At 70.2% G+C, this 23096-nt stretch carries 21 protein-coding genes and 1 pseudogene; 16 read left to right on the forward strand and 6 right to left on the reverse strand.

What is annotated here, in order from left to right; translation table 11 throughout:
* The first annotated feature begins 136 nt into the window (after window positions 1–136).
* Window positions 137–736, forward strand: a complete 600-nt coding sequence (locus EV193_RS11040) for a LysE family translocator (protein WP_130343950.1) — start codon at window positions 137–139, stop codon at window positions 734–736.
* On the opposite strand, the gene EV193_RS11045 is transcribed toward EV193_RS11040, so the two are convergent.
* A complete protein-coding gene (locus EV193_RS11045; RefSeq protein WP_130343951.1) occupies window positions 733–1959 on the reverse strand; it encodes an amidohydrolase in 1227 nt (408 codons plus the stop codon). The genes EV193_RS11040 and EV193_RS11045 overlap by 4 nt on opposite strands.
* Before the next feature lie 217 nt (window positions 1960–2176).
* On the opposite strand from EV193_RS11045, the gene EV193_RS34050 reads away from it, so the two are divergent.
* Complete coding sequence (locus EV193_RS34050) at window positions 2177–2419, forward strand: LmrA/YxaF family transcription factor (protein WP_242613292.1); 243 nt, start codon at window positions 2177–2179, stop codon at window positions 2417–2419.
* Between the two features lie 41 nt (window positions 2420–2460).
* Window positions 2461–2634: pseudogene (locus EV193_RS34430) on the forward strand (MBL fold metallo-hydrolase); the annotation flags it as partial.
* A gap of 118 nt (window positions 2635–2752) precedes the next feature.
* Here the strand turns inward: EV193_RS34430 and EV193_RS11055 are convergent.
* The gene (locus EV193_RS11055; RefSeq protein WP_130343952.1) at window positions 2753–3439 is read right to left on the reverse strand and encodes a TetR/AcrR family transcriptional regulator; all 687 of its coding nucleotides are present in this window, start codon (window positions 3437–3439) and stop codon (window positions 2753–2755) included.
* Window positions 3440–3518: 79 nt separating this feature from the next.
* Between EV193_RS11055 and EV193_RS11060 the strand changes: the two genes are divergently transcribed.
* Window positions 3519–5645 (forward strand): MMPL family transporter, encoded by a 2127-nt coding sequence (locus tag EV193_RS11060; RefSeq protein WP_130343953.1) that lies wholly within the window; start codon window positions 3519–3521, stop codon window positions 5643–5645.
* A 72-nt stretch (window positions 5646–5717) separates the two neighbouring features.
* Here EV193_RS11060 and EV193_RS11065 read toward each other — a convergent pair whose 3' ends face one another.
* Together EV193_RS11065 and pdxH are read right to left on the reverse strand one after the other, a co-directional pair.
* Window positions 5718–7130, reverse strand: a complete 1413-nt coding sequence (locus EV193_RS11065) for an APC family permease (RefSeq protein WP_130343954.1) — start codon at window positions 7128–7130, stop codon at window positions 5718–5720.
* A 114-nt stretch (window positions 7131–7244) separates the two neighbouring features.
* Entirely contained in the window at window positions 7245–7922 is a 678-nt protein-coding gene (gene pdxH / locus EV193_RS11070) for a pyridoxamine 5'-phosphate oxidase (protein WP_130343955.1), read from the reverse strand.
* 136 nt (window positions 7923–8058) lie between these two features.
* On the opposite strand from pdxH, the gene EV193_RS11075 reads away from it, so the two are divergent.
* The 3 genes from EV193_RS11075 (at window position 8059) to EV193_RS11085 (ending at window position 10846) form a co-directional block, all read left to right on the forward strand.
* On the forward strand, window positions 8059–9177 hold the full coding sequence (locus tag EV193_RS11075; RefSeq protein WP_242613293.1) for a citrate synthase 2: 1119 nt from the start codon (window positions 8059–8061) through the stop codon (window positions 9175–9177).
* Window positions 9178–9239: 62 nt separating this feature from the next.
* Window positions 9240–9752, forward strand: a complete 513-nt coding sequence (locus EV193_RS11080) for a SigE family RNA polymerase sigma factor (RefSeq protein ID WP_130343957.1) — start codon at window positions 9240–9242, stop codon at window positions 9750–9752.
* Entirely contained in the window at window positions 9749–10846 is a 1098-nt protein-coding gene (locus EV193_RS11085; RefSeq protein ID WP_130343958.1) for a hypothetical protein, read from the forward strand. Before EV193_RS11080 ends, EV193_RS11085 begins: the two co-directional genes overlap by 4 nt.
* A 231-nt stretch (window positions 10847–11077) precedes the next feature.
* Here EV193_RS11085 and EV193_RS11090 read toward each other — a convergent pair whose 3' ends face one another.
* Window positions 11078–12187, reverse strand: a complete 1110-nt coding sequence (locus tag EV193_RS11090) for a hypothetical protein (RefSeq protein WP_130343959.1) — start codon at window positions 12185–12187, stop codon at window positions 11078–11080.
* Between the two features lie 306 nt (window positions 12188–12493).
* A complete protein-coding gene (locus EV193_RS11095) occupies window positions 12494–13606 on the reverse strand; it encodes a hypothetical protein (RefSeq protein WP_130343960.1) in 1113 nt (370 codons plus the stop codon).
* A gap of 161 nt (window positions 13607–13767) precedes the next feature.
* Here EV193_RS11095 and EV193_RS11100 point away from each other — a divergent pair, with 161 nt between their 5' ends.
* The 9 genes from EV193_RS11100 (at window position 13768) to EV193_RS11140 (ending at window position 23071) form a co-directional block, all read left to right on the forward strand.
* Window positions 13768–14607 carry an ABC transporter ATP-binding protein gene (locus EV193_RS11100; protein ID WP_130343961.1) on the forward strand — a complete coding sequence of 280 codons (840 nt, stop codon included), beginning with the start codon at window positions 13768–13770 and terminating at the stop codon, window positions 14605–14607.
* A gap of 11 nt (window positions 14608–14618) precedes the next feature.
* A complete protein-coding gene (locus EV193_RS11105; RefSeq protein WP_130343962.1) occupies window positions 14619–15440 on the forward strand; it encodes an ABC transporter permease in 822 nt (273 codons plus the stop codon).
* On the forward strand, window positions 15398–16606 hold the full coding sequence (locus tag EV193_RS11110) for a sensor histidine kinase (protein ID WP_242613294.1): 1209 nt from the start codon (window positions 15398–15400) through the stop codon (window positions 16604–16606). The genes EV193_RS11105 and EV193_RS11110 overlap by 43 nt, the downstream gene beginning before the upstream one ends.
* Window positions 16603–17226, forward strand: a complete 624-nt coding sequence (locus tag EV193_RS11115; RefSeq protein WP_130343964.1) for a response regulator — start codon at window positions 16603–16605, stop codon at window positions 17224–17226. Before EV193_RS11110 ends, EV193_RS11115 begins: the two co-directional genes overlap by 4 nt.
* Window positions 17227–17235: 9 nt before the next feature.
* Window positions 17236–18066, forward strand: a complete 831-nt coding sequence (locus EV193_RS11120; protein ID WP_130343965.1) for a mycofactocin-coupled SDR family oxidoreductase — start codon at window positions 17236–17238, stop codon at window positions 18064–18066.
* A 30-nt stretch (window positions 18067–18096) separates the two neighbouring features.
* Window positions 18097–19446 (forward strand): serine hydrolase domain-containing protein, encoded by a 1350-nt coding sequence (locus tag EV193_RS11125; RefSeq protein WP_130343966.1) that lies wholly within the window; start codon window positions 18097–18099, stop codon window positions 19444–19446.
* 223 nt (window positions 19447–19669) lie between these two features.
* Window positions 19670–20806, forward strand: a complete 1137-nt coding sequence (serC, locus tag EV193_RS11130) for a phosphoserine transaminase (protein ID WP_130343967.1) — start codon at window positions 19670–19672, stop codon at window positions 20804–20806.
* Between the two features lie 161 nt (window positions 20807–20967).
* Window positions 20968–21645 carry a response regulator transcription factor gene (locus tag EV193_RS11135; protein ID WP_130343968.1) on the forward strand — a complete coding sequence of 226 codons (678 nt, stop codon included), beginning with the start codon at window positions 20968–20970 and terminating at the stop codon, window positions 21643–21645.
* A gap of 4 nt (window positions 21646–21649) precedes the next feature.
* Window positions 21650–23071 carry a sensor histidine kinase gene (locus EV193_RS11140; protein WP_130343969.1) on the forward strand — a complete coding sequence of 474 codons (1422 nt, stop codon included), beginning with the start codon at window positions 21650–21652 and terminating at the stop codon, window positions 23069–23071.
* Window positions 23072–23096 lie beyond the last annotated feature (25 nt).

Here is a 23096-nt window from a genome sequence, read left to right on the forward strand (position 1 = left end):
TTCTCCGGCTGCGCGAGGAAGCCAAAACCACCTGGGGATCCGCGTTCTCACCGCGCCGGCTGCACGACGCGCTGTTCGCGCTCGGCGCTCCGCCGCTCGGTCTCATGCACACCGCACTGCGAGAGGGATGATCCCGATGCCGGACACCACCACACTGGCCGCCTTCCTCGCCGCGACCGTCGCCCTGGTCGCGATCCCCGGCCCGAACCTGCTCTACATCGTGGCGTGCAGCGTGTCCGGCGGTCGCAAGGCCGGCGTGGTCTCCGCACTGGGCGTGGAGACCGGAACGCTGGTGCACGTGCTGCTCGCGGTGGCTGGACTGTCCACAGTGGTCAGTCAGGCACCGGTCGTGCTCGCGGTGATCAAGTACGCCGGCGCCGCCTATCTGGTGTACCTCGGTGTCCGCGCGATCCTCGCCGCGCGGTCCGCGACCGAGGCGCACACGGTCACCCCGCCACCCGGCCTGTTCCGGTCCTTTGTGGACGGAATGCTGGTGAACCTGTTGAACCCCAAGGTGATCCTGTTCTTCCTGGCGTTCCTGCCGCAGTTCACCGGACCGTCGCCGTCCCGCGCCAGCATGCTGCTGCTCGGCGTGATCTTCTTCGCCGTCGCACTGGTGATGGACCTGGCGTACGCGTTCCTCGGCGGGCTGCTCAAGCCGACGGCCAGCCAGTGGCCGAACAGGATCGCCGCGACCGTCTACATCGGACTGGCCGGGTACGCGGTGATCGCCTAGTGCTCGCGGTAGAAGGGGTCGAGGGTGACGCCCTCGCCGGTGGACTCGTCGAAGTGGTACACCTCGCGGCCCGATACGAACACCCGCTCGGCGCGGCTCATCACGTCCAGCGGATCGCCGGACCAGATCACCACGTCCGCGTCCAGCCCGGCTCGCAGCGAGCCGACCCGATCGTCCAGCCCCATGATCGACGCCGGGTTGACCGTGATCGAGCGCAGCGCGGTGTCCGGGTCCAGCCCCTCCTTCACCGCGAGGGTGGCCTGGTGCACCAGGAAGTTGATCGGCACCACCGGGTGGTCGGTGGTGATCGCGATGGTCACACCGGCGCGCGCCAGGATGCCCGGGTTGCGCAGTGAACGGGCCCGCACCTCGATCTTCGTGCGGCTGATGAACAGCGGGCCGATGATCACCGGAATCTCTTTGCTGGCAAGGAGATCCGCGATCAGATGCCCTTCGGTGCCGTGGTTGACCACGAGCTTGTAGCCGAACTCCTCGGACAGCCGGATCGCGGTGGCGATGTCGTCGGCGCGGTGCGTGTGCTGGCACCAGGGCAGCTCGCCGGCCAGCACCGCGGCCAGGATCTCCGAGGTGTTGTCCCGCTCGAACGGCTTACCCTCCGCCGCCGCGTGCTCCTTGCGCGCCACGTAGTCCTGCGCCTTGGTGAACGCGTCCCTGATCACCGCGGCCACGCCGAGCCGGGTGGACGGCAGCTCCTTGCGGTCGCCGTACACGCGCTTCGGGTTCTCGCCGAGCGCGCTCTTCACGCTGATCGGCTGGCGCAGCAGCATGTCGTCGGCGGTGCGGCCCCACGATTTCACCGCGACGGTCTGGCCACCGATCGGGTTGCCGGAGCCGGGTTTCACGACCACGGTGGTCACCCCGCCGGCGAGCGCGTCGCGGAAGCCCTCGTCGGCGGCGTTGATCCCGTCCAGCGCGCGCAGCCGCGCGCCGTTCGGGTTTGTCATCTCGTTGACGTCGTTGCCGGCCCAGCCCTCGCCCTCCTCGCCGACGCCGACGTGGCCGTGCGACTCGACGAAGCCGGGCAGCACCCAGGAGCCGGCCGCGTCCACGATCTCCGCGTCGTCCGGAATGTCGACATCGGCCTCCGCGCCGACCGCCACGATCTTGTCTCCGTCGATCAGAACGGTGCCGCCGTCGATGGCCCCTGGCTCGCCCGACGAACCGACCGGGACCACGTATCCACCGGTAATCGCGATAGTCACGCGGGCGACAGTAGCCCCTGTCGTTGATCACGCAAACACGACTGAACGAACACCCGAGAACGCATGCTCCGCACCGCGTCCGACCTCTTCCGCGCGCGGGGCTATCAGGCCACCGGCCTGAAACCAGGTACTCGCCGAGAGCGGGGCGCCGAAAGGGTCGCTGTACTTCCACTTCCCCGGCAACGCCGCCGACGACGTCACCACCGGCCTCGACGCGGTGATCGCCCTGCTCGCCGAGGCCTTGCGGCAGTCCGAGTTCCGCGACGGCTGTCCTATTGGGACGGTCGCGCAGACCATCATGGACAGTGAGCCGATCAGGGCGGCGTGCGACCAGGTTTTCCGTTCCTGGCAACAGGTCATCGAGGAGTTCCTGGTGCGCAACGGGATGCGCGCGGACGAGGCGTCCGAACTGGTCGTCGTGGCGCTGGCCGTCGGGCGCCCGCCGCGTTCACCGCGCTGACCCGGCCGACGCTCTCCCCGGAGCAGACCGCGATCGGCCAGGTGCGCCGCCTCGGGTATCAGCCGGAGGACGTGCGGCACATCGTGCTCACCCACCTGGATCTCGATCACGCCGGCGGTCTGCGCGACCTCCCGCACGCGTCCGTGCACGTGCACGCCGAGGAACTCCGCACCGCCCCGCACCCGACCGGCGCCAAGCACCGCGGCCGCTACCGGCAGGCGCAGTGGGCGCACGGTCCACTGTGGACAGTGTGCGAGTCCACCGGCGACACCTGGTTCGGGTTCGACGCGGTACGCGAGCTTTCGGTCTGCCGCAGTGCGCCCCCGCGAGGGTTTAGGGCTTGCGGCGGGCGATGTCCACGAGCGCGGCACGCAGTTCGTCGGACAGACCGGTGGACCCCAGGCCCTCGCCGACGACCTCCAGCACCCGCGCGAACGCGGCGTCGCGAGTGTCCTCGTCGAGTTCGTGCAGTTGCCCGTTCAGCACGAGCAGCGCGAATCCGTGCACCGTCGACCAGGCGACGAACTCGGCGAACGGGCGGCGCTCCGGTGCCAGCAACCCGACCTCGACCAACTCGTCCATGCCCCGAACCAGCATGCCGAATCCGCTGTCCGGCTCCAGGTCGCCGAGCTTGGGCAGTGGTTCGACGCCACCGGCGCACGACGTGCGGAACAGGCCCGGCTGCTCCAGTGCGAAGTCGAGATAGCCACGCCCGAACGCACCGAGCCGGGCGAGCGCCCGCGCCCGCGGGTCGGCGAGGTCGGGCACCAGGGACAGCCGCGCCACCATGGCGGCTCCGAGCTGGTCGAACGCGTAATCCCTTGTCGCGATCATCAGTTCCTCGTGCCCGGCGAAGTGCCGGTACGCGGCGGTCGGCGTCACCCCGACGACCCGCGCGGCGGCGCGCACGGTGACCGAGCCGGGCCCGCTCTCCGACGCGAGCGAGGCCGCCGCCTGGATCAGCGCGTTGCGGAGATCGCCGTGGTGGTAGCCGCGCTTCGGAGTTCCTGAGAGAACCATAAGCCCGATGTTGACACCCATAAACATTTGAGGCAAGTTAACACCCGCCAAGATTCGAGACACCCGTCTGGAGCACGCCATGTTCGAACGCATCGGCACCTTCGCCGCCCGCCACGCCAAGGCCGTCCTCGCGGTCACGCTGGTCGTGCTGGCCGGCGCGGCCGTCCTCGGCTTCACCGCGTTCGGCAAGCTCAAGAGCGAGGGCTTCACCGACCCGAACGCCGAGTCCAGCCAGGCCCAACAGCTCATCAACCAGCACTTCGGCGGGCAGTCCGACCTGCTGTTCCTGATCACTCCGAAGACCGGCGGCGTCGACGAGCCGGCGGCGCGCGAGGCCGGCGCACGGCTCACTCAACGACTCGCCGGCGAACCGGAACTGGCCAAGGTGACCTCGTACTTCACCACCAACGCACCGCCGATGCGCGCGGCTGACGGGCGGCACGCGATCGCGGTCGCCCACCTGACCACCCCCGAGGACAAGCGCAACGACGCGGTGAGCGACATCGCCGAGCGGTACCGGGACACCGACGGGCTCACCGTCCGGCTCGGCGGGCAGCCGGCGGTCAACCAGAACATCACCGAGCAGGTCGGCAGCGACATCGCGATCGCGGAGTCGATCGCCGTTCCGATCACCCTCGCGCTGCTCATCCTGGCGTTCGGCGGGCTGATCGCCGGCCTGCTGCCGCTCGCGGTCGCGGCGATCACCGTGTTCGGCACGTTCGCCGTGCTGGCCGTGCTCGCGTCGGTCACCGACGTGTCGATCTTCTCGATCAACCTGACCATGGGCCTCGGGCTCGGCCTCGCGATCGACTACGCGCTGCTGACCGTGAGCCGGTTCCGCGAAGAACTGGACGGCGGCGCGGATACCGAGGCGGCGGTGATCCGCACGGTGGCCACCGCCGGCCGCACGATCACGTTCAGCGCGGCCACCGTCGCGGTGGCACTGTCCGCGCTGCTGCTGTTCCCGCTGTACTTCCTGCGCTCGTTCGCCTACGCCGGCATCGCGGTGATCGTGATCGCGATGATCAGCGCGGTGGTCGTACTGCCGGCGCTGCTGTCCGTACTCGGTGACCGGGTGAACGCGGGCCGGGTGCCGTGGGCGCGCCGCGCTCGCACGGCCGAGTCGCCGCTGTGGGGACGGCTCGCCAAGGTCGTCATGCGCCGGCCGGTGCTCACCTCGCTGCCGATCCTGGTGATGCTGATCGCGGCGGCGCTTCCCTTGCTGCAGGTGAACTTCGGCCAGCCGGACGACCGGGTACTGCCGACCTCGGTGTCCAGCCGGCAGGTCGGCGACACGGTGCGGGAGCGGTTCCCCGGCGCGGACACGCGGGCCACCCAGGTCGTACTCACCGGGAGCGCGGACCAGAACGCGATCGCCGACTACGCCGGCCGGCTGTCCACTGTGGACGGTGTGGCCGGCGTGCGGCCGCAAGGTCAGCTGCTCACCGTGACGACCGGCGCCGACCCGAGGTCCGACGAGGCGAAGCGGATGGTCGACGGGGTGCGCGCCACGGCCGCACCGCCGGGCACGACGGCCAAGGTCACCGGTGAGACCGCGGTACTCATGGACAGCCAGCAGGCGATCGGCGACCGGCTCTGGATCGCCGCGCTGCTGATCGTGGTGACCACGCTGGTGCTGCTGTTCCTGTTCACCGGCAGCGTGTTGCAGCCGCTGCGTGCCTTGGTGCTGAACGTCATCGGGCTGTCCGCGACGCTCGGGATCATGGTGCTGATCTTCCAGCAGGGCTGGCTGCAGGGGCTGCTCGGTTTCACCGCGCTGCCGCTGGACACCAGCATGCTCGTGCTGCTGTTCGTGATCGCGTTCGGCCTGTCGATGGACTACGAGGTGTTCGTGATCAGCCGGATCAAGGAGGCGCGCGATGCCGGAGCGTCCACAGTGGACGCGGTGACCGGCGGGCTGTCGCACACCGGGCGGATCGTCACCACCGCGGCGGCGCTGCTGGCGGTGAGCTTCTTCGCCTTCGGCACCAGCGGGGTGTCGTTCATTCAGATGTTCGGCATCGGCAGCGGGCTGGCGATCCTGATCGACGCGACGCTGTTGCGCGGAATCCTGGTGCCGGCCGCGATCCGGTTGCTCGGCGACGCGGCATGGTGGTCACCGCGGCCGCTGCGCAGGCTGCACGGGCGGTTCGGCATCTCCGAGACGGCGCCGCCCACACCCGAGCGCGAGAAGGTAGTCGTCTGACCGACGTTTGGTGGTCTTCAAGACCGCGATCCACAGGGTTTGTGGGTCTTGAAGACCACCAAACGGGTTCGGTTACTTGGTCAGGTTCTCCGGGTCGAGGTGGTGCGGCTCCTCGTGCCGGGCCCGCATGTACAGCCAGTTCAGGCCCCACAGCACGATTCCGCCGGCGACCAGGATGCCGGCGATGAGGTAGTCCTCGCCCTTCTTGCCGGACACGCCCGGCAACGCGAGGCACGCGCACAGGATCGCGCCGAGAATCGGCGCCCAGGTCGGCGCCCGGAAGTGCTTGTGCTCCACCTTCTCCCGGCGCAGCCGCAGCACCGCGATGTTCACCACGAAGAACACCACCAGCAACAGCAACGCGGTGGTGCCGCCGAGCTTGGACACCGCGTCCTTGCTCACCAGGCCCACGAGCAGGGCCGCGATACCCGTGGTGAACAGGATCGACACCCACGGCGTGCGGCGCAGCGGGTGCACCGTGGAGAAGAACGGCGGCAGCACGCGCTCGTTGGCCATGCCGTACAGCAGGCGGCTGGCCATCAGCATGTTGATCAGCGCCGAGTTGACCACCGCGAGCAGGCCGATGAAGGCGAAGACCTTCAGCGGGAAGCCGGGCGCGCCCGCCTCCAGCACGAGGAACAGCGAGTTGGACTTGGCCTTGGCGAGTTGGTCCGCCGGCACCAGCAGCGACGCGGTCACCGACACCAGGATGTAGATCAGCCCGGCGCCGGCCAGGCCCCAGAGCAGCGACTTCGGGAAGATCTTCGCCGGCTCCTTGCACTCCTCGGCCATGTTCACCGAGTCCTCGAACCCGACCATGGCGAAGAACGCGAGCCCGGTCGCCCCCGCGATCGCGAACGTCCAGTGCTGATCACCCGGCGGGTTGACGTCGACCAACCGGGACGGCTCGCCGTCGCCCTGCAGCACCGCCCAGATGCCGACCACGATGATGATCAGCAGGCCGGACAGCTCGATGCAGGTGAGCACCACGTTGGCCTTGACCGACTCGGACACACCGCGGAAGTTGATCGCCGCCAGTACCAGCACGAAGATCACCGCGACGATCGCGATCACCGTTCCGGACACCTGGATGTCGAACGCGCGTGGCAGGTAGGTCCCGCCGAAGCCGTGCGCCGCCGTGGATGCCGAGGTGATTCCGGAGCACATCACCATGAACGCCACGATGAAGGTCAGGAAGTGGATGCCCCAGGCGCGGTTGGTGTACAGCGCGGCGCCCGCGGCTCTCGGATACTTCCCGACCAGCTCCAGATAGCTGAACGCGGTGAGGAAGGCGACCAGGAAGGCGCCGAGGAACGGCATCCACAGCGCGCCGCCGATCTTGCCTGCGACATCACCCGTCAGCGTGTAGATCCCGGTACCGAGGATGTCCCCGATCACGAAGAAGAACAGCAGCTTGGGACCGATGGCCCGTTTCAGCTCGGGCTGTCCCGTCTCCGGCGTATTCGCCGTGGTGCTCTCAGCCATGCCAGCAGAGTGTGCCTGACCACAGTGGACACGCACCAGTCGCGTGATCGAGTTGTGGCCCTGAGTGGGGTGCACAGCGCGGGACTCACCGGTGCACAGCGCGGGACTCGCGCCCTACGGCCCCAGCCGTTGCACCTTCCAGCCGTCGCCCGTCTGCTTGAAGCGCAGCCGGTCGTGCATCCGGTCGCGGCGGCCCTGCCAGAACTCGACCACCTCGGGCACGATGCGCCAGCCACCCCAGTGCGGCGGTACCGGCACCTGCTCCACACCGGCGAACTGACGCTCGACGTTGGCCAGCGCCACCTCCAGCGAACCGCGGCCGCTCACCACCACCGACTGCGGCGACGCCCACGCGCCGAGCTGCGAGCCGCGCGGGCGGGACGCCCAGTACGCGGCCGTCTCGGACGGGTCGACCTTGCGCACGGTGCCCCGCACGTGTGCCTGCCGGTGCAGGCCGTACCAGGGGAAGGTCGCCGAGGCGTACCTGGTCGCCGCCAGGTCGTGGCTCTTCGCGGAGGTGTAGTTGGTGAAGAACACGACGCCCCGCTCGTCCAAGCCCTTGCACAGCACGGTGCGCGAGGACGGCACGCCCTTCGGGTCGGCCGTGGCGAGCACCATCGCGTTGGGTTCGGGAAGTCCGGATCGCACCGCCTCGTCGAGCCACAGCGCCAGCTGTTCGTGCCAGCTCTCCGCGAGCTCCGACTCCTGCAACGCGCCCACCTCGTAGGACACCCGCATCGCCGGCAGGTCCGGCCCGATGTCCGTACTTGTCGCGAGGTCGCCGTCGGCCATCCCGATCTCCCTCCACGGCAGCTTGTCGCCCGCAGGTCATGCGGGGTATCCCTCGACGTTACGGGTTCGCACCGCCGGAGAGAACCGGCACGCGGGTGAGATGCCGAACACTGCATCGGTAGAGCAAGATGAGCCGGTGAGCATCACCACTACCGACGACGGCTACCGGCCGGGCCTCGAAGGCGTGATCGCGTTCCGGACCGAGATCGCCGAACCGGACCGGGACGGCGGCGCCCTGCGCTACCGCGGAGTCGATATCGAGGACCTCGCCGGCAAGGTCACCTTCGGCGACGTGTGGGCGCTGCTGGTGGACGGAAGCTTCGGCCACAGCCTGCCGCCCGCCGAGCCGTTCCCGATCCCCGTGCACACCGGCGACGTGCGGGTCGACGTGCAGGCGGCACTCGCCATGCTCGCCCCGATCTGGGGCTACGAACCGCTGCTGGACATCGACGAGACCGAGGCGCGCGAGCAACTCGCCCGCGCGTCGGTGATGGCACTGTCCTATGTGGCGCAGTCGGCCCGCGGGATCGGCCAGCCCGCCGTGTCGCAGCGGCGGATCGACGAGTGCACCTCGACCACCGAGCGGTTCATGACGCGCTGGCGTGAGGACCCGGATCCCGCGCACGTGAAGGCGATCGACGCGTACTGGGTGTCGGCCGCCGAGCACGGGTTGAACGCCTCCACCTTCACCGCGAGGGTGATCGCCTCGACCGGTGCGGACGTGGCCGCGTGCATGTCCGGCGCGATCGGCGCGATGTCCGGTCCGCTGCACGGCGGCGCGCCGGCCCGGGTGCTGCCGATGATCGAGCAGGTGGAGAGCGTCGGCGACCCGGACAAGGTGGTCTCGTCGGTCCTGGACGAGGGCGGCCGGCTGATGGGCTTCGGCCACCGCGTCTACCGGGCCGAGGATCCTCGCGCGCGAGTGCTCCGGCGGACCTGCCGCGAGCTGGGCGCCGAGCGGTACGAGGTGGCCGCCGCGCTGGAGCAGGCCGCGCTGAACCAGCTTCGGGAGCGCAGGCCGGACCGGGCGATCGAGACGAACGTGGAGTTCTGGGCAGCGGTGATCCTGGACTTCGCGCGGGTGCCGCCGCACATGATGCCGGCGATGTTCACCTGCGCGCGGACCGCCGGCTGGTGCGCGCACATCCTGGAGCAGAAGCGCACCGGGCGGCTGGTGCGCCCGTCCGCGCACTACATCGGCCCCGGTCCCCGGCGACCCGAGGATGTCGAGGGCTGGTCGAATCTTTCGAGATAGCGCTCAATCCTTTCGGCTCGGCAGGCATTTCCTATGAGTAGGACCGACTGCCGAGGAGACTCATGACCTTCGAGGAGTTCCTCGCCGCCGAGTTGCCCGGACTGACCCGCTTTTCTGCGGTGCTGACCGGCAACCGGCACCTCGCCGAGGACGTGCTGCAGGACGCGCTGGTGCGCGCGCACGCCAGGTGGGGCCGGATCGGCGGCATGGACCGGCCGGACGCCTACGTACGCCGCATCGTCACGACGAGCTACCTGTCGTGGCGGCGGCTGTGGGCGACCCGGAAGATTCACCCGGTCGAGGATCTCTCGAAATTCGAGTATCTCGAGAACACCCCTGACCCGGCGGTGTCGGTGGTGCGGACCGATCACGTCCGGCGTCTGGTGGCGAGCCTGCCGAGGCGCCAGCGCGCCGCGGTGGTGCTCCGCTTCTACGTCGGCTGCGACGACACGGAGGCGGCCACCGCGATGGGCTGCTCGGTGCAGACGGTCCGGTCCCACATCTCCCGCGCGCTGGACGCCTTGCGGGCGCACCCCAGCATGCGGGAGCACGTCGAGACAGGAGCGAAGCTGTGACGCAGGAAAACGACATCCGCACCGCGCTGCGCGAGCTGGAGGCCGAGCGTCCCGGCGTGGATGCCGTGCGCACGGGGGTGCACAAGGGGATCGAGCGGCGGGCCAGGCGGCGGCGCACCGCCGTCGTCGCCGGGTCCGCCCTCACCGTGGCGGCACTCGCGGCCGGCGCGGTGGTGTTGACCACGGACCGCGAGCCGTCGCAGCGGCATGCGGCGCCGCCGACGGTGACCAGCACGGCTGGACCGGGCAGCGCGGAGCTGGCCGGGGTGACCGTGCCGGCGTCGATCTTCCCGCTCGATCCGGGGGACACGGGCAAGGGCTTGCGGCGCAACGTGTTCGCCGGGCCGGGCAAGCTGCAGCTCGTCTACAGCGGCAACCCGAACGGCTTCATGCTGACGATCACGCCGAAGCGGCCGGACGTGCGGGGGCTCTCCGTGCAGCCGGCCACCATCCGGGAACGGCAGGCGACGCTCGCGACGGCGGCCAACACCCCGCCCCGGCTGATGTGGCAACTCGGCGACGGCCAGTGGGCGACCGTCGAGGCGACATCGGCCGACGCGCGTGCGGCGGAGCGGATCAGGATGACCGCCAACGGTATGGTCGAGCGGCCGACTCGGATCGAGTCGCCCGTGCGGGTTACCTTGGCGCCCAAGGGTTTCTTCCCCTCGACGATGCGCCGCGAGGACCCGTTCGGCTGGGATCCGAACCAGGGCCTGTGGCTGTGCCCGCCCGGCGGCGAGGGGCTGGACGAGAACAGCCCAAAGGAACTGGCGCCGTGTCTGAGCGTCACGGCGACGCCGACCAAGCTCCTCGATTCGGACCGGCACGCTCCTCCGTCGAGCGTGAGCACGTCACCGGGCTGGCCGAACGTGCCGCCACCGGGCAGCACGAACACGGCCAAGCCGCCCGCGCCGAGCGCCTGGGGCCCACTGCGGAAGGTGGACGGCGCGATCGTGCGACTGTCTCAGGACGGGCAGAGCGCGGCCAAGGTCGTGGACGAGGAGCGGGCGATCGTCGTCACTGTCCCAAGTGGACAGTCGATTTCCGGGGACGCGCTGCTGAAGATCGCCGCGTCGGCGTCAGTCCGCTCGTGACACCCCGTCGGTGATCGTCTTCACGTCTCTGTCCTCTCTGGACGGTCGGCCACGTCGAGCGCGGTGATGGCCGGGCGGACGGCGAACGCGGAGATCGCGAGCAGCACGGCCGCGCCGATGCAGGCGTACCGCCAGCCGCCGCCGTCGGTGTAGAGCAGGCCGGCGGCGAGCGCGCCGACGGTGGCGCCGAGCAGGGTCGCGCTCTCGTAGGTCCCCCATCCCCCGCTCAGGTCACTCGCTGTACACCGAGGCGAACGGCTGCTCCCGCGTGGTCGAGCCGTTGTATCCGACTCCGAGCAACTTGTCGCCGTCGATCGCGGTGCCGGCCAGCAGGTTGCCGCCCTGCGGCGCGTCGACCGCCTGCCAGTCAGTTCCGTTGTGGCGCAACGGGTTGGCCGCGCCGATGGCCCACAGCGTGTCGCCGGTGCGCACCAGGTCGTTGATCTCGCCGGCGTCCACGGGCAGCTTCACGGCTGACCACTGGGTGCCGTCCCAGTGGAACATGACCGGCTTGCTCGGCTTGTTCGGATCGGCGTCGCGCACGCTGCCCGCCGCCCACACGTCGTTCGGCGCCGCCGCGTGCACGTCGACCAGCATCAGCTGCGAGTTGGCCGCACCGTCCACCGGCGGCATCGGGAACTCCGTCCACGCCTTCCCATCCCAGTGGAACGCCAGCGGCTTGCCCGGCCCCTGGCCGTACTCGCCGGCTCGGCCGATCGCCCACACGTCCTCGGATCCACTGCCACCGATGCCGGTCAGCGTCCACCAGATCTCGGACGGACCGGGCGGCACCACCTCGACCCACGCCTTGCCGTCCCAACGCTGAGCCGTGCCACGCCCACTGGACGCGCGGCCGGCCTGGTTGAGGCTGCCGACCGCCCACACGTCAGCACCTGCCACCCCGAGCCGGGACACCCCCTGGTAGTGGTTCGGCGGCACCGGCGCCACCGGGAACTCGGTCCACGCCTTCCCGTCCCAGTGCATCGACGTGCCGGTGCCGACCTTGCCCTCCTGGCCGATCACCCACACGTTGTCGCGGGACAACACCGCCGAGGACGTGGGGCGGCCGATGTCCGGCGTCTGCTGCTCCGTCCAACCATCGGCACCACGCAGGTACGCCTGCGTGCTGTAGATCGGCCAGCCGGTGTACCACCCGCCGAACGCCCAGGTCACGCCGTCACCGGACGCCGCGCTGGTCAGGATCGACGACGTGTCCGGCCTCGGTGGCACGGGCTCCGCCGTCCACCCCGCCTCCGCACTCGCCGACCCCGATGTCACCGCGAGCCCGACAGCCGCCGCGGCGACCACCCCGGCCACCGCACCCCGTACGACCACCCTCATGCCACACCCTCCTCGATCAACGCCTGTACCCCGTCAACGCACCGACCTCGGTTCCGGTTGCTTCCGACCTCAAGATCGCTCCAGGCGCAGGCCGAGCTCCCTGAGCGCCTCGAATCGCTGGACCAGCACCCACATCCCGGTCGGCTCCAACTCGGGGTGCCACGACTCCCGTGTGTCTGCCCGTCGTGCTTTCGGTACAGCCAGGTCGCCTCGGGCGTCAGACAGCCAGACGTCAGCTCGGTGATCGCGATCGACCTGCGGGCCCCGCGGTAGCCCGGGCGCCCACGCGGGCGGCCGGGCCACGAGTCACTCCCGGTGGATCGCCGCGAACGGCTGATTGTTGCCCGTGCCGCCGGTGGAGCCGACGCCGACCAGGGCACCGCCGTCGATCGCGGTGCCGGCGACCACCGTGGCACCCTCGGGCGCGTCGACAACCTGCCACTCCGAGCCGTCGTAGCGCAGCGGACGATCAGCGCCGAATGCCCACACCTTGTCGCCGGCGGACACGAGGTCCTTGATCCGGCCAGTGTCGACCGGCAGCCTCACCGCCGTCCACTGCTTGCCGTCCCAGTGGAACATGATCGGCTTGCCCGGCTGGGTCGGCTGGTTGACTGGGTACATACTCCCCGCGACCCACACGTCGTTCGGCGCGGTCGCGTGCACGTCCACGAGCGTCAACTGCCAGTCGGGCGCACCGTCCACCACCGGCATCGGGACCGGCGTCCACGCCTTGCCGTCCCAGTGGAACGCCAGCGGCGTACCGGGTCCGTGGCCGTACTCGCCGGCCACGCCGATCGCCCACATGTCGTCCGGCGCGACACCGCCGGCACTGGACAGCGTCCAGTGCCCGGGCGGGCCGGGCGGTCCCGCCTCAACCCACTTCGTGCCGACCCACCGCTGGGCCGTGCCGCGCGTGTTGGATTGTGAGTTGCCGGCCCCGGAGACACTGCTGACCAGCCACACGTCGCTCCCGGCCACGCCGAGCCTGGCTCCGTAATGGAAGTGATTCGGCGGCGTCGGCGCCAGCGGCACCTCGGTCCACGCCCTGCCGTCCCAGTGCATCGACGTGCTGATGCCGTACTTCCCCGCCACGCCGGTCACCCACGCGTCGTCGCGCGACAGCACGACCGACGACACCGGCTGGCCGATCGGGGGCGTCGGCACCTCCGCCCAGCCGTCCTTCCCGCGCAGGAACGCCTGCGTGCGCATCGTGGTGCTGTGCGTCACGCCCAACCCGAACGCCCAGGTCGTACCGTCGCCGGACGCCGCGGTGTGGAGCACCGACGACTCGTCCGGCTTCGTCGGGACGGGCTCCGGTGTCCACCCGGCCTGCGCGTTCGCGGACCCCGATGTCACCGCGAGCCCCACCGCCGCGGCGGCCACGATTCCGGCCACGGCCGCGCGTACGACCACCTTCATCCAGAATCCTCCTTGATCAACGCCTGTAATTGGTCAACGCACCAGTACCCGATTCGGTTGCTTCCCACCAGAGAACGTGCGACTGTCCGTCGTTCGGTTGACAGCCGGATTCAGTCCGCCGGACGTCCCGGCGCACACCCCGCGCGTCGCACGATCAGCTCATGACACCGACGATCAGCGTCCGCGGCCTGCGCAAGAGCTACCGCGACGTGCACGCCGTGGACGGCGTGAACCTGACCATCGACCAAGGCGAGGTGTTCGCGCTGCTCGGGCCGAACGGCGCGGGCAAGACGACCACCGTGGAAATCCTCGAAGGCCACCGCCGGCGCGACGCCGGTGAGGTCGCCGTGCTCGGCGACGACCCGGGCACGGCGGGCCGCGTGTGGCGCTCCCGGATCGGCATCGTGCTGCAGACCGCGACCGACGCGGCCGAGCTCACCGTCGCCGAGACCGTGCGGCACTTCGCCACGTACTACCCGAATCCGTCCAATGTGGACGATGTGATCGACGCGTGCGGGCTGACCGAGAAGGCCGGCTCGCGCATCAGGAGCCTGTCCGGCGGTCAGCGGCGCCGGCTGGACGTGGCGCTCGGCATCGTGGGCAATCCGGAGCTGGTGTTCCTGGACGAGCCGACCACCGGCTTCGACCCCGAGGCGCGCCGGCAGTTCTGGGCCCTGGTGGAGAAACTCGCCGCGGACGGCACCACGATCCTGCTCACCACGCACTACCTCGACGAGGCCGAGGCGCTTGCCGGCCGGCTCGCGGTGATCGCGCGCGGGCGGATCGTCGCCGAGGGCAAGCCGAGCACGCTCGGCGGCCGGGCCAGCGCCGACGCGGTCGTGTCCTGGACCGACGAGACCGGCCCGCACGAGGTCGACACCGCCGACCCGCAGCGCGTGATCGCCGACCTGTCCGCGCGCGGCGTGGTCATGTCCGGTCTGCGGGTCAGTCGGCCCACCCTCGAAGAGATCTACCTCGACCTGATCGGAGACGCGGCGTGACCACCGTCCACATGCGACAGACAAGCGGCGCGCTGCCGTCCGTACTCGGCGTCGGGCTCGCCAGGGGCGTCATCGAACTGAAACAGTTCGCGCGCGAGAAGGAAGCGGTGATCTTTACCTTCACCTTCCCCGCGCTGCTGCTGGTCCTGCTCGGCTCGATCTTCTCCGACGCCTACGGCAACACCGGCGTCACCGCGAGCCAGGTGTTCGCCGCGAGCATGATCGCCTACGGGATCATGAACACCACGTTCGTCACCATGGGCACGGGCATCGCGACCGACCGCGAGGACGGCACGCTCAAGCGGCTGCACGGCGCACCGGTCTCCGCGACCTCGTACTTCGTCGGCAAAATCGTGCTGATCACCGTCGTGACGGTCGCCGAGATCGTGTTGATGCTCGCCGTCGGCATGCTGGTGTTCGACATGCCGCTGCCGTCGACCGGCGAGCGGTGGCTGACCTTCGCCTGGCTGCTGGTGCTGTCCGTCGTGTCCTGCACGCTGCTCGGCATCGCGGTGAGCGCGATGGTGAAGTCGGTGCGCAGCGCCGGCGCGGTGACCACCGTGCCGGTCGTGGTCCTCTCCTTCCTGTCCGGCGTGTTCATGCAGCCCATCAACGAACTGCCAGACTGGATGTTGAAGGTCTCCTCGGCGTTCCCGGTGAAGTGGATCGGACAGGGCTTCCGTTCGGTGTTCCTGCCGGACAGCATGACCAGGTGGGAGGCGGCCGCGGCATGGGAACCGGGCATGACGGCGCTCGTGATCGGCGCGTGGTGCGTGATCGGATTGATGCTGTGCCTGCTGACGTTCAGGTGGACCAACCGGCGCGACGGGTGACCTCGTCCGACACCGGCAGCAACCCGTCGTTCTGGCTGTGGGACCTGTACTTCGCGGCCGGGCTCACGTTCGCGATCGGCCTGAACTTCGCGGTCGACGGCGACACGACGACCCTCGAGCGCCTCGGCACCGCCGGGGCGCTCGTCGGTCTGTGCGCCTGGTACGCCGTGTTCGGGCGGCGGCTGGTGCTCGCCGACGACCAGGGGCCGAAGGCTGTGGTGTTCCTGGCCGGGGTGCTGCTGCTGTTCGGCGTGTCGGTGGCGTTCCAGCCGAGGATGACCGTCGGGTTGTTCGCCGTGTTCCCGATGATCTTCATGAGCGTGCCGCTGCGGGTCGCGCTGCCCGCCGTGGTGGTCGCCGGGCTGACACCCACGGTCATGGTGGTGATCCGCGAAGGCAGCGCCTGGGAGACCATCCAGGGATCGCTGGTCACCGGCGTGTTCGCGATGGTGTTCTCGGTCATGATCGGCACCTGGATCATCCGGATCGCCGAGCAGAGCGAGGACCGCGCGGAGCTGATCCAGGAGCTGGAGGCGAGCCGGGAGGAGGTCGCCCGGCTGTCGCACGAGACGGGCACCGCGGCCGAACGCGCGCGCCTGGCCAGGGAGATCCACGACACCCTGGCGCAGGGGTTCACCAGCATCGTCGCGCTCACCCAGGCGGTGGAGTCGGAGCTGGACACCGATCCGGCGGCGGCCCGCCGGCACCTGGACCTGGTCAACCGGACCGCGCGGGAGAACCTGGCCGAGGCGCGCGCGATGGTCGCCGCGCTCACCCCGTCGGAGCTGGCCGACTCGCTGGCCGACGCGGTCCGCAGGCGGGCCACGCGGCTGGGCGAGCAGACCGGCGTGACCGTGCGCCAGCGGATCGAGGCACTGCCGCCGCTGCCGACCGCCGCCGAGGTGGTGGTGCTGCGCGCGGCCCAGGAGGCGCTGTCGAACGTGGCCAAGCACGCCCGCGCGTCCACTGTGGACGTCGTACTCTCCGGCGGTGCCAAGGGAGTCCGGCTCGCCGTGGCCGACGACGGAGTCGGCTTCGATCCGTCCACAGTGGACAACGGGTACGGGCTGCGCGGCATGCGGGCGCGGGCCGAGCAGGTCGGCGGCACCGTGACGGTCCACAGTGGACAGAAGGGCACGACGGTGGAACTGGTGGTGCCATTGTGATCAGTGTGATGCTGGTGGACGACCACCCCGTGGTGCGCGAAGGTCTGCGCGGCATGCTCGAGGCGGAGCCCGATCTCACCGTGGTCGCCGAGGCCGGGTCCGGCGACGAGGCGATCGCGGTGGCGGCGGTCGCGAAGCCGGACGTGATCCTGATGGACCTGCGCATGCCCGGCGTGGACGGCGTCGGCGCGACCGAGCGGATCCTGGCGACCGGCTCGGCGGCCAAGATCGTCGTACTCACCACGTACGAGACCGACGCCGACATCCTGCGCGCGGTCGAGGCGGGTGCCGCCGGCTACCTGCTCAAGGACGCCTCCCGCGCCGACCTCGCCGGCGCGGTGCGGGCGGCCGCGCGCGGCGAGACCGTGCTCGCCCCCTCGGTCGCCGGCCGGCTGGTCAGACAGGTGCGGAACCCAAGCGCGCCAACGCTTTCCGGCCGGGAGACCGAGGTGCTCGCGCTGGTCGCGACTGGCCTCACCAACGCCGACATCGGCCGCGCGCTGCACATCAGCGAGGCGACCGTGAAGACGCACCTGCTGCGCGTGTTCGGCAAACTCGACGTGTCCGACCGAACCGCCGCTGTCACCACGGCCATGTCGCTGGGACTCCTCCCCCGGTAGCGTGCTCGCATGGGCAAGCTGGACGGCAAGGTCGCCTTGATCACCGGCGGCGCCAGGGGGCAGGGACGGTCGCACGCGGTCACGCTGGCCCGCGAGGGTGCGGACATCGTGGCCTGCGATCTCGTGGCGGATTTGGACACAGTGCCGTATTCCCTTGCCACGCAAGAAGATCTGGACGAGACCGTGCGGCTGGTCGAGGCGCACGGGCGACACTGCCTCGGAGTGCGCGCGGACGTCCGAGAACTCGCCGACATGGAGTCCGTGGTCGCGCAGGCGATCGACAAGTTCGAGCGGGTGGACATCGCGCTGGCCAATGCCGGCGTCTCGTCCAGCTCGGCGATCGCGGACATGAGCGAACCGCAGTGGCGCGAGGTGATCGAGGTGAACCTCACCGGCGTGTTCACCACGTTCCGCGCGGTCGTGCCGCACATGATCGCCAACAGCTTCGGCCGGATCGTGGCCACCTCGTCGATCATCGCCAGGATGGGCGGCACCAACAGCGGCCACTACACGGCGTCCAAGTGGGGCGTGATCGGGCTGGTGAAGTCGCTCGCGCTGGAGGTGATGGAGCACGGCATCACGGTCAACGCGGTGCTGCCCGGCGGTGTGGACACCGATTTCATCCACAACAAGGCCGTGTACAAGGTGCTCCGGCCCGACCTGGAGGACCCGACAAGGGAGGACGTGCTGCCGATGTTCGACAGCGGGCCGACTCCCGGGCTGATGGACCCGAGCGAGGTCTCCGAGGCGATCCTGTTCCTGGTCACCGAGTCCGGCCGGCACATGACCGGCGAGGCGATCAGCCTGTCCGGCGGGATGAGCGCGAGCAACGCCACTTAGTGGGTGTCGGGTCTGTTTAGAGTGTGGCGCATGCTTGCCACGACCGAGTTCGCACTTCTCCGCAAGATCGCCGAGGAACAGGCCGCCGCTCGGGCGCCGTCGCTGGTCGCCGCCATCACCAGAGGCGACGGTATCGCCTGGTGGGGCGGGCGCGGCGAGGTGGACGGCGCGCCGCCGACGGTCGACACCCAGTACCGGATCGGCTCGATCACCAAGACGTTCGTCGCCGTGCTGGTGATGCGGCTGCGCGACGAGGGCAAGCTCGACGTGACCGATCCGCTGGACAAGCACGTACCCGGTACCGCGCTCGGCGACCTCACCATCGCGCAGCTGCTGTCGCACACCGGCGGGCTCACCTCCGAGTCGCCCGGCGACTGGTGGGAGCGCGCGGCCGGCGGCGACTGGGCCACGCTCGAGTCCACTTTGGACGATCGGAGCCGGGTACTGCGCGCCGGCAAGCAGTTGCACTACTCCAACCCCGGCTTCGCCGTGCTCGGCGAGGTGGTCGCACGGCTGCGTGGGCGCGCCTGGGACGAGGTGCTCGACGAGGAGATCCTGGCGCCGCTCGGCATGTCGCGCACCACGCGCGGACCGGTGGCTCCGCACGCGCTGGGCTGGGCCGTGCACCCGTACGCGGACGTGCTGCTGCCCGAGCCGACGCCGGACAACGGGGCGATGGCGCCGGCGGGCACGCTCTGGTCGACGGTGACCGACCTGGGGCGCTGGGCGCGGTTCCTGGCCGGCGACACCGGCGACGTGCTGCACCCGGACACGCTCACCGAGATGGCCACGCCCATCACGGTCGACGAGGGTGACGTGTGGCGGATCGGCTGGGGTCTGGGGCTGCAACTGTTCCGGGAGAACGGCCGGCGGCTGATCGGCCATGGCGGATCGATGCCAGGGTTCCTGGCCACCGTGGCGGTCGACCCGCGCTCCGGCACCGGCGTGCTGACCATGGCGAACAGCACCTCCGGCGTGCGGATCGCCGGGCTGAGCGTCGAACTGCTGTCGCTGGTGGACGACTACGAGCCGGTGCTGCCGACCGAGTGGCGGCCGAGGTCCGATGTGGACCCGGCGCTGCTTTCCCTTACCGGCCAGTGGTTCTGGGGTCCGACGGCGTTCCTGCTGCGGGCGCTCGGCGACGGCTGGCTGGACCTCGCGCCGGCCGACGGGAAGGGGCGCGCGTCCCGGTTCCGCCCGACCGGTGTGGACACCTGGGTCGGGCTGGACGGCTACTTCGCGGGCGAGACGCTGACCCTGCACCGGGACACCACCGGCACCGCCACCCACCTCGATCTGGCCACCTTCATCTTCAGCCGCACGCCGTACGACCCGGCGGCACCGATCCCGGGTGGCGTCGACCCCTCCGGCTGGCGCTGATTCGCGAGTCCCGCGCCCCGCACCGGTGAGTCCCGCGCCCTGCACGATGCACAGCGCGGGACTCACCGTGTCCCAGCGCGGGACTCGCGCATTCACGCGTGACGCTGGCGACCCTGGCGTGCCGGCGCGGGCGGTGGGTGCGAGACTGGCCGGTGTCCGGCAACGGCGCCGGTCAGCATCGATTAAGCACTGACACACGTGACCCGCGAAGAAGGCGCCGAGAATGACGCAGACCGTCGATCCGACCACCCTGCAACTGCCCGCCGACCTGAAGCCGACCGACGGCCGCTTCGGCTGCGGCCCGTCCAAGGTCCGCTCCGAACAGGTGAGCGCGCTGGCCACCCGGGGAGCCGAACTACTCGGCACCTCGCACCGGCAGAAGCCGGTGAAGTCGCTCGTCGGCCGGGTGCGCGAGGGCCTGCGCGAACTGTTCGGGCTGCCCGACGGCTACGAGGTGGTGCTCGGCAACGGCGGCACCACGGCCTTCTGGGACGCCGCCGCGTTCGGGCTCGTCCGCGAGCGCGCCCAGCACTTCACCTACGGCGAGTTCTCCTCGAAGTTCGCCAAGGTCACCGGCGGCGCGCCGTTCCTCGGCGAGCCGGTGGTCGTCTCCGCCGACCCGGGTGACGCGCCGGAAATCGTTGCCGCACAAGGTGTCGACCTGATCGGCTGGGCGCACAACGAGACCTCCACCGGGGTCGCCGTGCCGGTGTCCCGCCCGGCCGGCAGCGACGGCGCGCTGATCGCGATCGACGCCACCTCCGGCGCCGGCGGCCTGCCGGTGACGATCACCGACACGGACGTGTACTACTTCGCGCCGCAGAAGTCCTTCGCCTCCGACGGCGGGCTGTGGATCGCCCTGATGAGCCCGGCCGCGGTGGAGCGGGTCGGCGAGATCGGCGCGAGCGACCGCTGGGTGCCCGAGTTCCTGTCGCTGACCACCGCGCTGGACAACTCGCGCAAGGACCAGACCTACAACACCCCGTCCGTGGCCACGCTGTTCCTGCTCGCCGAGCAGATCGACTGGATCAACGGCAACGGCGGCCTCGACTGGGCCACCGCGCGCACCAAGGACTCCTCCGACCGGCTCTACGGCTGGGCCGAGTCGACCGAATGGACTCACCCGTTCGTGACCAGGGCGGAACTGCGCTCGCGGGTGGTCGGCACCATCGACTTCGACGACTCGATCGACGCCGCCACCGTGGCGAAGGTGTTGCGCGCCAACGGAATCGTGGACGTGGAGCCGTACCGCAAGCTCGGCCGCAACCAGCTTCGGGTGGCGATGTTCCCGGCGATCGAGCCGGACGACGTCACCGCCCTCACCCGGTGCGTCGACTGGATCGTCGACCACCTGAGCTGAACTCGATGGATCTCGTGCCCCGCAACCGCACCTAAGGGGAACGTGACCCAACTCAGCCACGGTGACGTGGTAACCGCACCATGTGCTGGAAGGCACCCAAGACTGGGAAATTCCGGGGAGGCGGGTGAGCACGGCCTTCACGGATCAGCCATGCTGTCACCGTGCGTGTGCTCGTGGTTGAGGACGATCGCAGGATGGCCGAGGTGCTGCATCGCGGCCTGTCCGCGGAGGGGTTCGCCGTCGACATCGCCTACGACGGGCCCAACGGGTTGTGGCATGCCACCGAGCACCCCTACGACGTCGTGGTGCTCGACATCATGCTGCCCGGGATGCACGGCTACGAGGTGTGCCGCCGGCTGCGCGAACGGGAGGTGAGCACGCCGGTGCTGATGCTGACCGCGAAGGACGGCGAGTACGACGAGGCCGAGGGCCTGGACACCGGCGCGGACGACTACCTGACCAAGCCGTTCTCCTACGTCGTGCTGGTGGCCCGGCTGCGCGCGCTGGTGCGCCGGGGCGGCACCGAGCGCGGGCCGGTGTTGCGCATCGACGACCTCACGCTCGATCCGGCCAACGGCACCTGCCGCCGGGCCGACACCAGGATCTCGCTCACCGCGAAAGAGCAGTCCGTGCTCGAATACCTCATGCGCAATGCCGGAAAAGTGGTCACGAAACGGGAGATCGTCGACCACGTGTGGGACATCGCGCGGGATGTGGAGCACAATCTGGTCGAGGTGTACATCGCGAACATTCGCAGAAAGGTCGATCGACCCTTCGGAAAGAACACGATCACCACGGTGCGCGGCCATGGCTATCTCGTGGTGAACGACGGACGGTGATGCCGTGCGCATTCCCCGTGTGCGCCGGCCGAGGCTGAAACCCCGGTCGCTGCACGGAAAGCTCGCGTTCGGGGCGGTCCTGATCATGGCCGTCCCGCTCACCCTCGCGTGCGTGGTCTCCGTGCTGTGGCAGAAGTCCACCCTGGTCGACGAGACGCTGCGCGAGGCGCGCAAATCGGTGTGCCGCAGCATCACCACGCCGAGCGCGCGCGAGGACGACTACGCGAAATGGCCGAGGGTGTTCCAGTGCGAATTCCGGTACCGGGGCACTCCGAACGGGTTGATCACCACACAGGAACTCTGGTACACGCCGAACAACGAGCGGCCGGAAGCACCCGGCGCGCATTACCAGGATTACGTCGTCGATGTCGACGGAGTGGCGAACCTGTCGATTTCCCCTTTCGCCGATCCGGGCGACGCGAGGATCACGCTCACCTTCCGCGTCCCGTGGAGCATTTACGGCAGCACCACCAACCCGCCGGTGCAGCAGCACGAGCTGCGGGTGTCCAGCCTGGTGCCGGAGCAGCGGGAGCTGAACTCGTTCACCACCGCGGTGTACGGCGGGCTGCTGCTGGTGCTCGCGCTGACCGGCGGGCTGGCCTGGCTGGTCGCGGGGCGGCTGCTGCGGCCGGTCGAGACGTTCCGCCGGCACGTCGCGGCGGTGGCGGCGACCAACCTTGAGGTGCGGGTGCCGGTCCCGCCGCGCAGCGACGAGTTCGCGCGGCTGGCCAAGACGCTCAACGCCACACTCGACCGGCTCGACCACGCCGTGGCCAAGCAGCGCCGGTTCGTCGCGGACGCGGCGCACGAGCTGCGCGGACCGATCGGCGGGCTGCGCGCCGAGCTGGAGATCGCGGTGACCCACCCCGACCAGGCCGACTGGCAGGAGGTGGTCGGCCGGGCGTTGGAGGACACCGAGCGGATCCAGGAGCTGGCCACCGACCTGCTGCTGCTGGCCCGGCTGGACGCCGATCCGCCGGACACGCGCGGGCTGATCGACCTGGTCGGCACGACCGCCGAGGAGCTGGCCGTGTACCGGCCCCGGCGCGAGATCAAGATCCTGGACGAGCTGAACTCCGAGCCGATCATGGTGCACGGCGGGGGCAAGCTGCTCGCCCGGATGCTGCGCAACCTGCTGGACAACGCCGTGCGGCACGCGACCACGACGGTGCGGGTGCGGGTGCACCGGGAGGGGCGGGTCGCCGTGCTGGAGGTGGCCGACGACGGCGTCGGCATCCCGCCGGCCGACCGGGAGCGGGTGTTCGAGCGGTTCACCAGGCTGGACGAGGCGCGCAACCGGGACGCGGGCGGCGCCGGCCTCGGGCTGGCCATCGCGCGGCAGATCGCCACCGCGCACCACGGCACGCTGATCGCCGTCCCCAGCGAGGTCGGCGCGCGCTTCGTGGCCCGCTTCCCGGTTCGATAGTTCACTGATCGTTTGCCCTGGTGGC

Source organism: Herbihabitans rhizosphaerae (assembly GCF_004216555.1).
Classification (GTDB): domain Bacteria; phylum Actinomycetota; class Actinomycetes; order Mycobacteriales; family Pseudonocardiaceae; genus Herbihabitans; species Herbihabitans rhizosphaerae.

Coding starts and splice junctions, on each gene's coding strand:
- EV193_RS11040 (WP_130343950.1), top strand. CDS start 137: ATGCCGGACACCACCACACTGGCCGCCTTCCTCGCCGCGACCGTCGCC.
- EV193_RS11055 (WP_130343952.1), bottom strand. CDS start 3,439: ATGGTTCTCTCAGGAACTCCGAAGCGCGGCTACCACCACGGCGATCTC.
- EV193_RS11060 (WP_130343953.1), top strand. CDS start 3,519: ATGTTCGAACGCATCGGCACCTTCGCCGCCCGCCACGCCAAGGCCGTC.
- EV193_RS11065 (WP_130343954.1), bottom strand. CDS start 7,130: ATGGCTGAGAGCACCACGGCGAATACGCCGGAGACGGGACAGCCCGAG.
- pdxH (WP_130343955.1), bottom strand. CDS start 7,922: ATGGCCGACGGCGACCTCGCGACAAGTACGGACATCGGGCCGGACCTG.
- EV193_RS11080 (WP_130343957.1), top strand. CDS start 9,240: ATGACCTTCGAGGAGTTCCTCGCCGCCGAGTTGCCCGGACTGACCCGC.
- EV193_RS11090 (WP_130343959.1), bottom strand. CDS start 12,187: ATGAGGGTGGTCGTACGGGGTGCGGTGGCCGGGGTGGTCGCCGCGGCG.
- EV193_RS11095 (WP_130343960.1), bottom strand. CDS start 13,606: ATGAAGGTGGTCGTACGCGCGGCCGTGGCCGGAATCGTGGCCGCCGCG.
- EV193_RS11100 (WP_130343961.1), top strand. CDS start 13,768: ATGACACCGACGATCAGCGTCCGCGGCCTGCGCAAGAGCTACCGCGAC.
- EV193_RS11105 (WP_130343962.1), top strand. CDS start 14,619: ATGCGACAGACAAGCGGCGCGCTGCCGTCCGTACTCGGCGTCGGGCTC.
- EV193_RS11120 (WP_130343965.1), top strand. CDS start 17,236: ATGGGCAAGCTGGACGGCAAGGTCGCCTTGATCACCGGCGGCGCCAGG.
- EV193_RS11125 (WP_130343966.1), top strand. CDS start 18,097: ATGCTTGCCACGACCGAGTTCGCACTTCTCCGCAAGATCGCCGAGGAA.
- serC (WP_130343967.1), top strand. CDS start 19,670: ATGACGCAGACCGTCGATCCGACCACCCTGCAACTGCCCGCCGACCTG.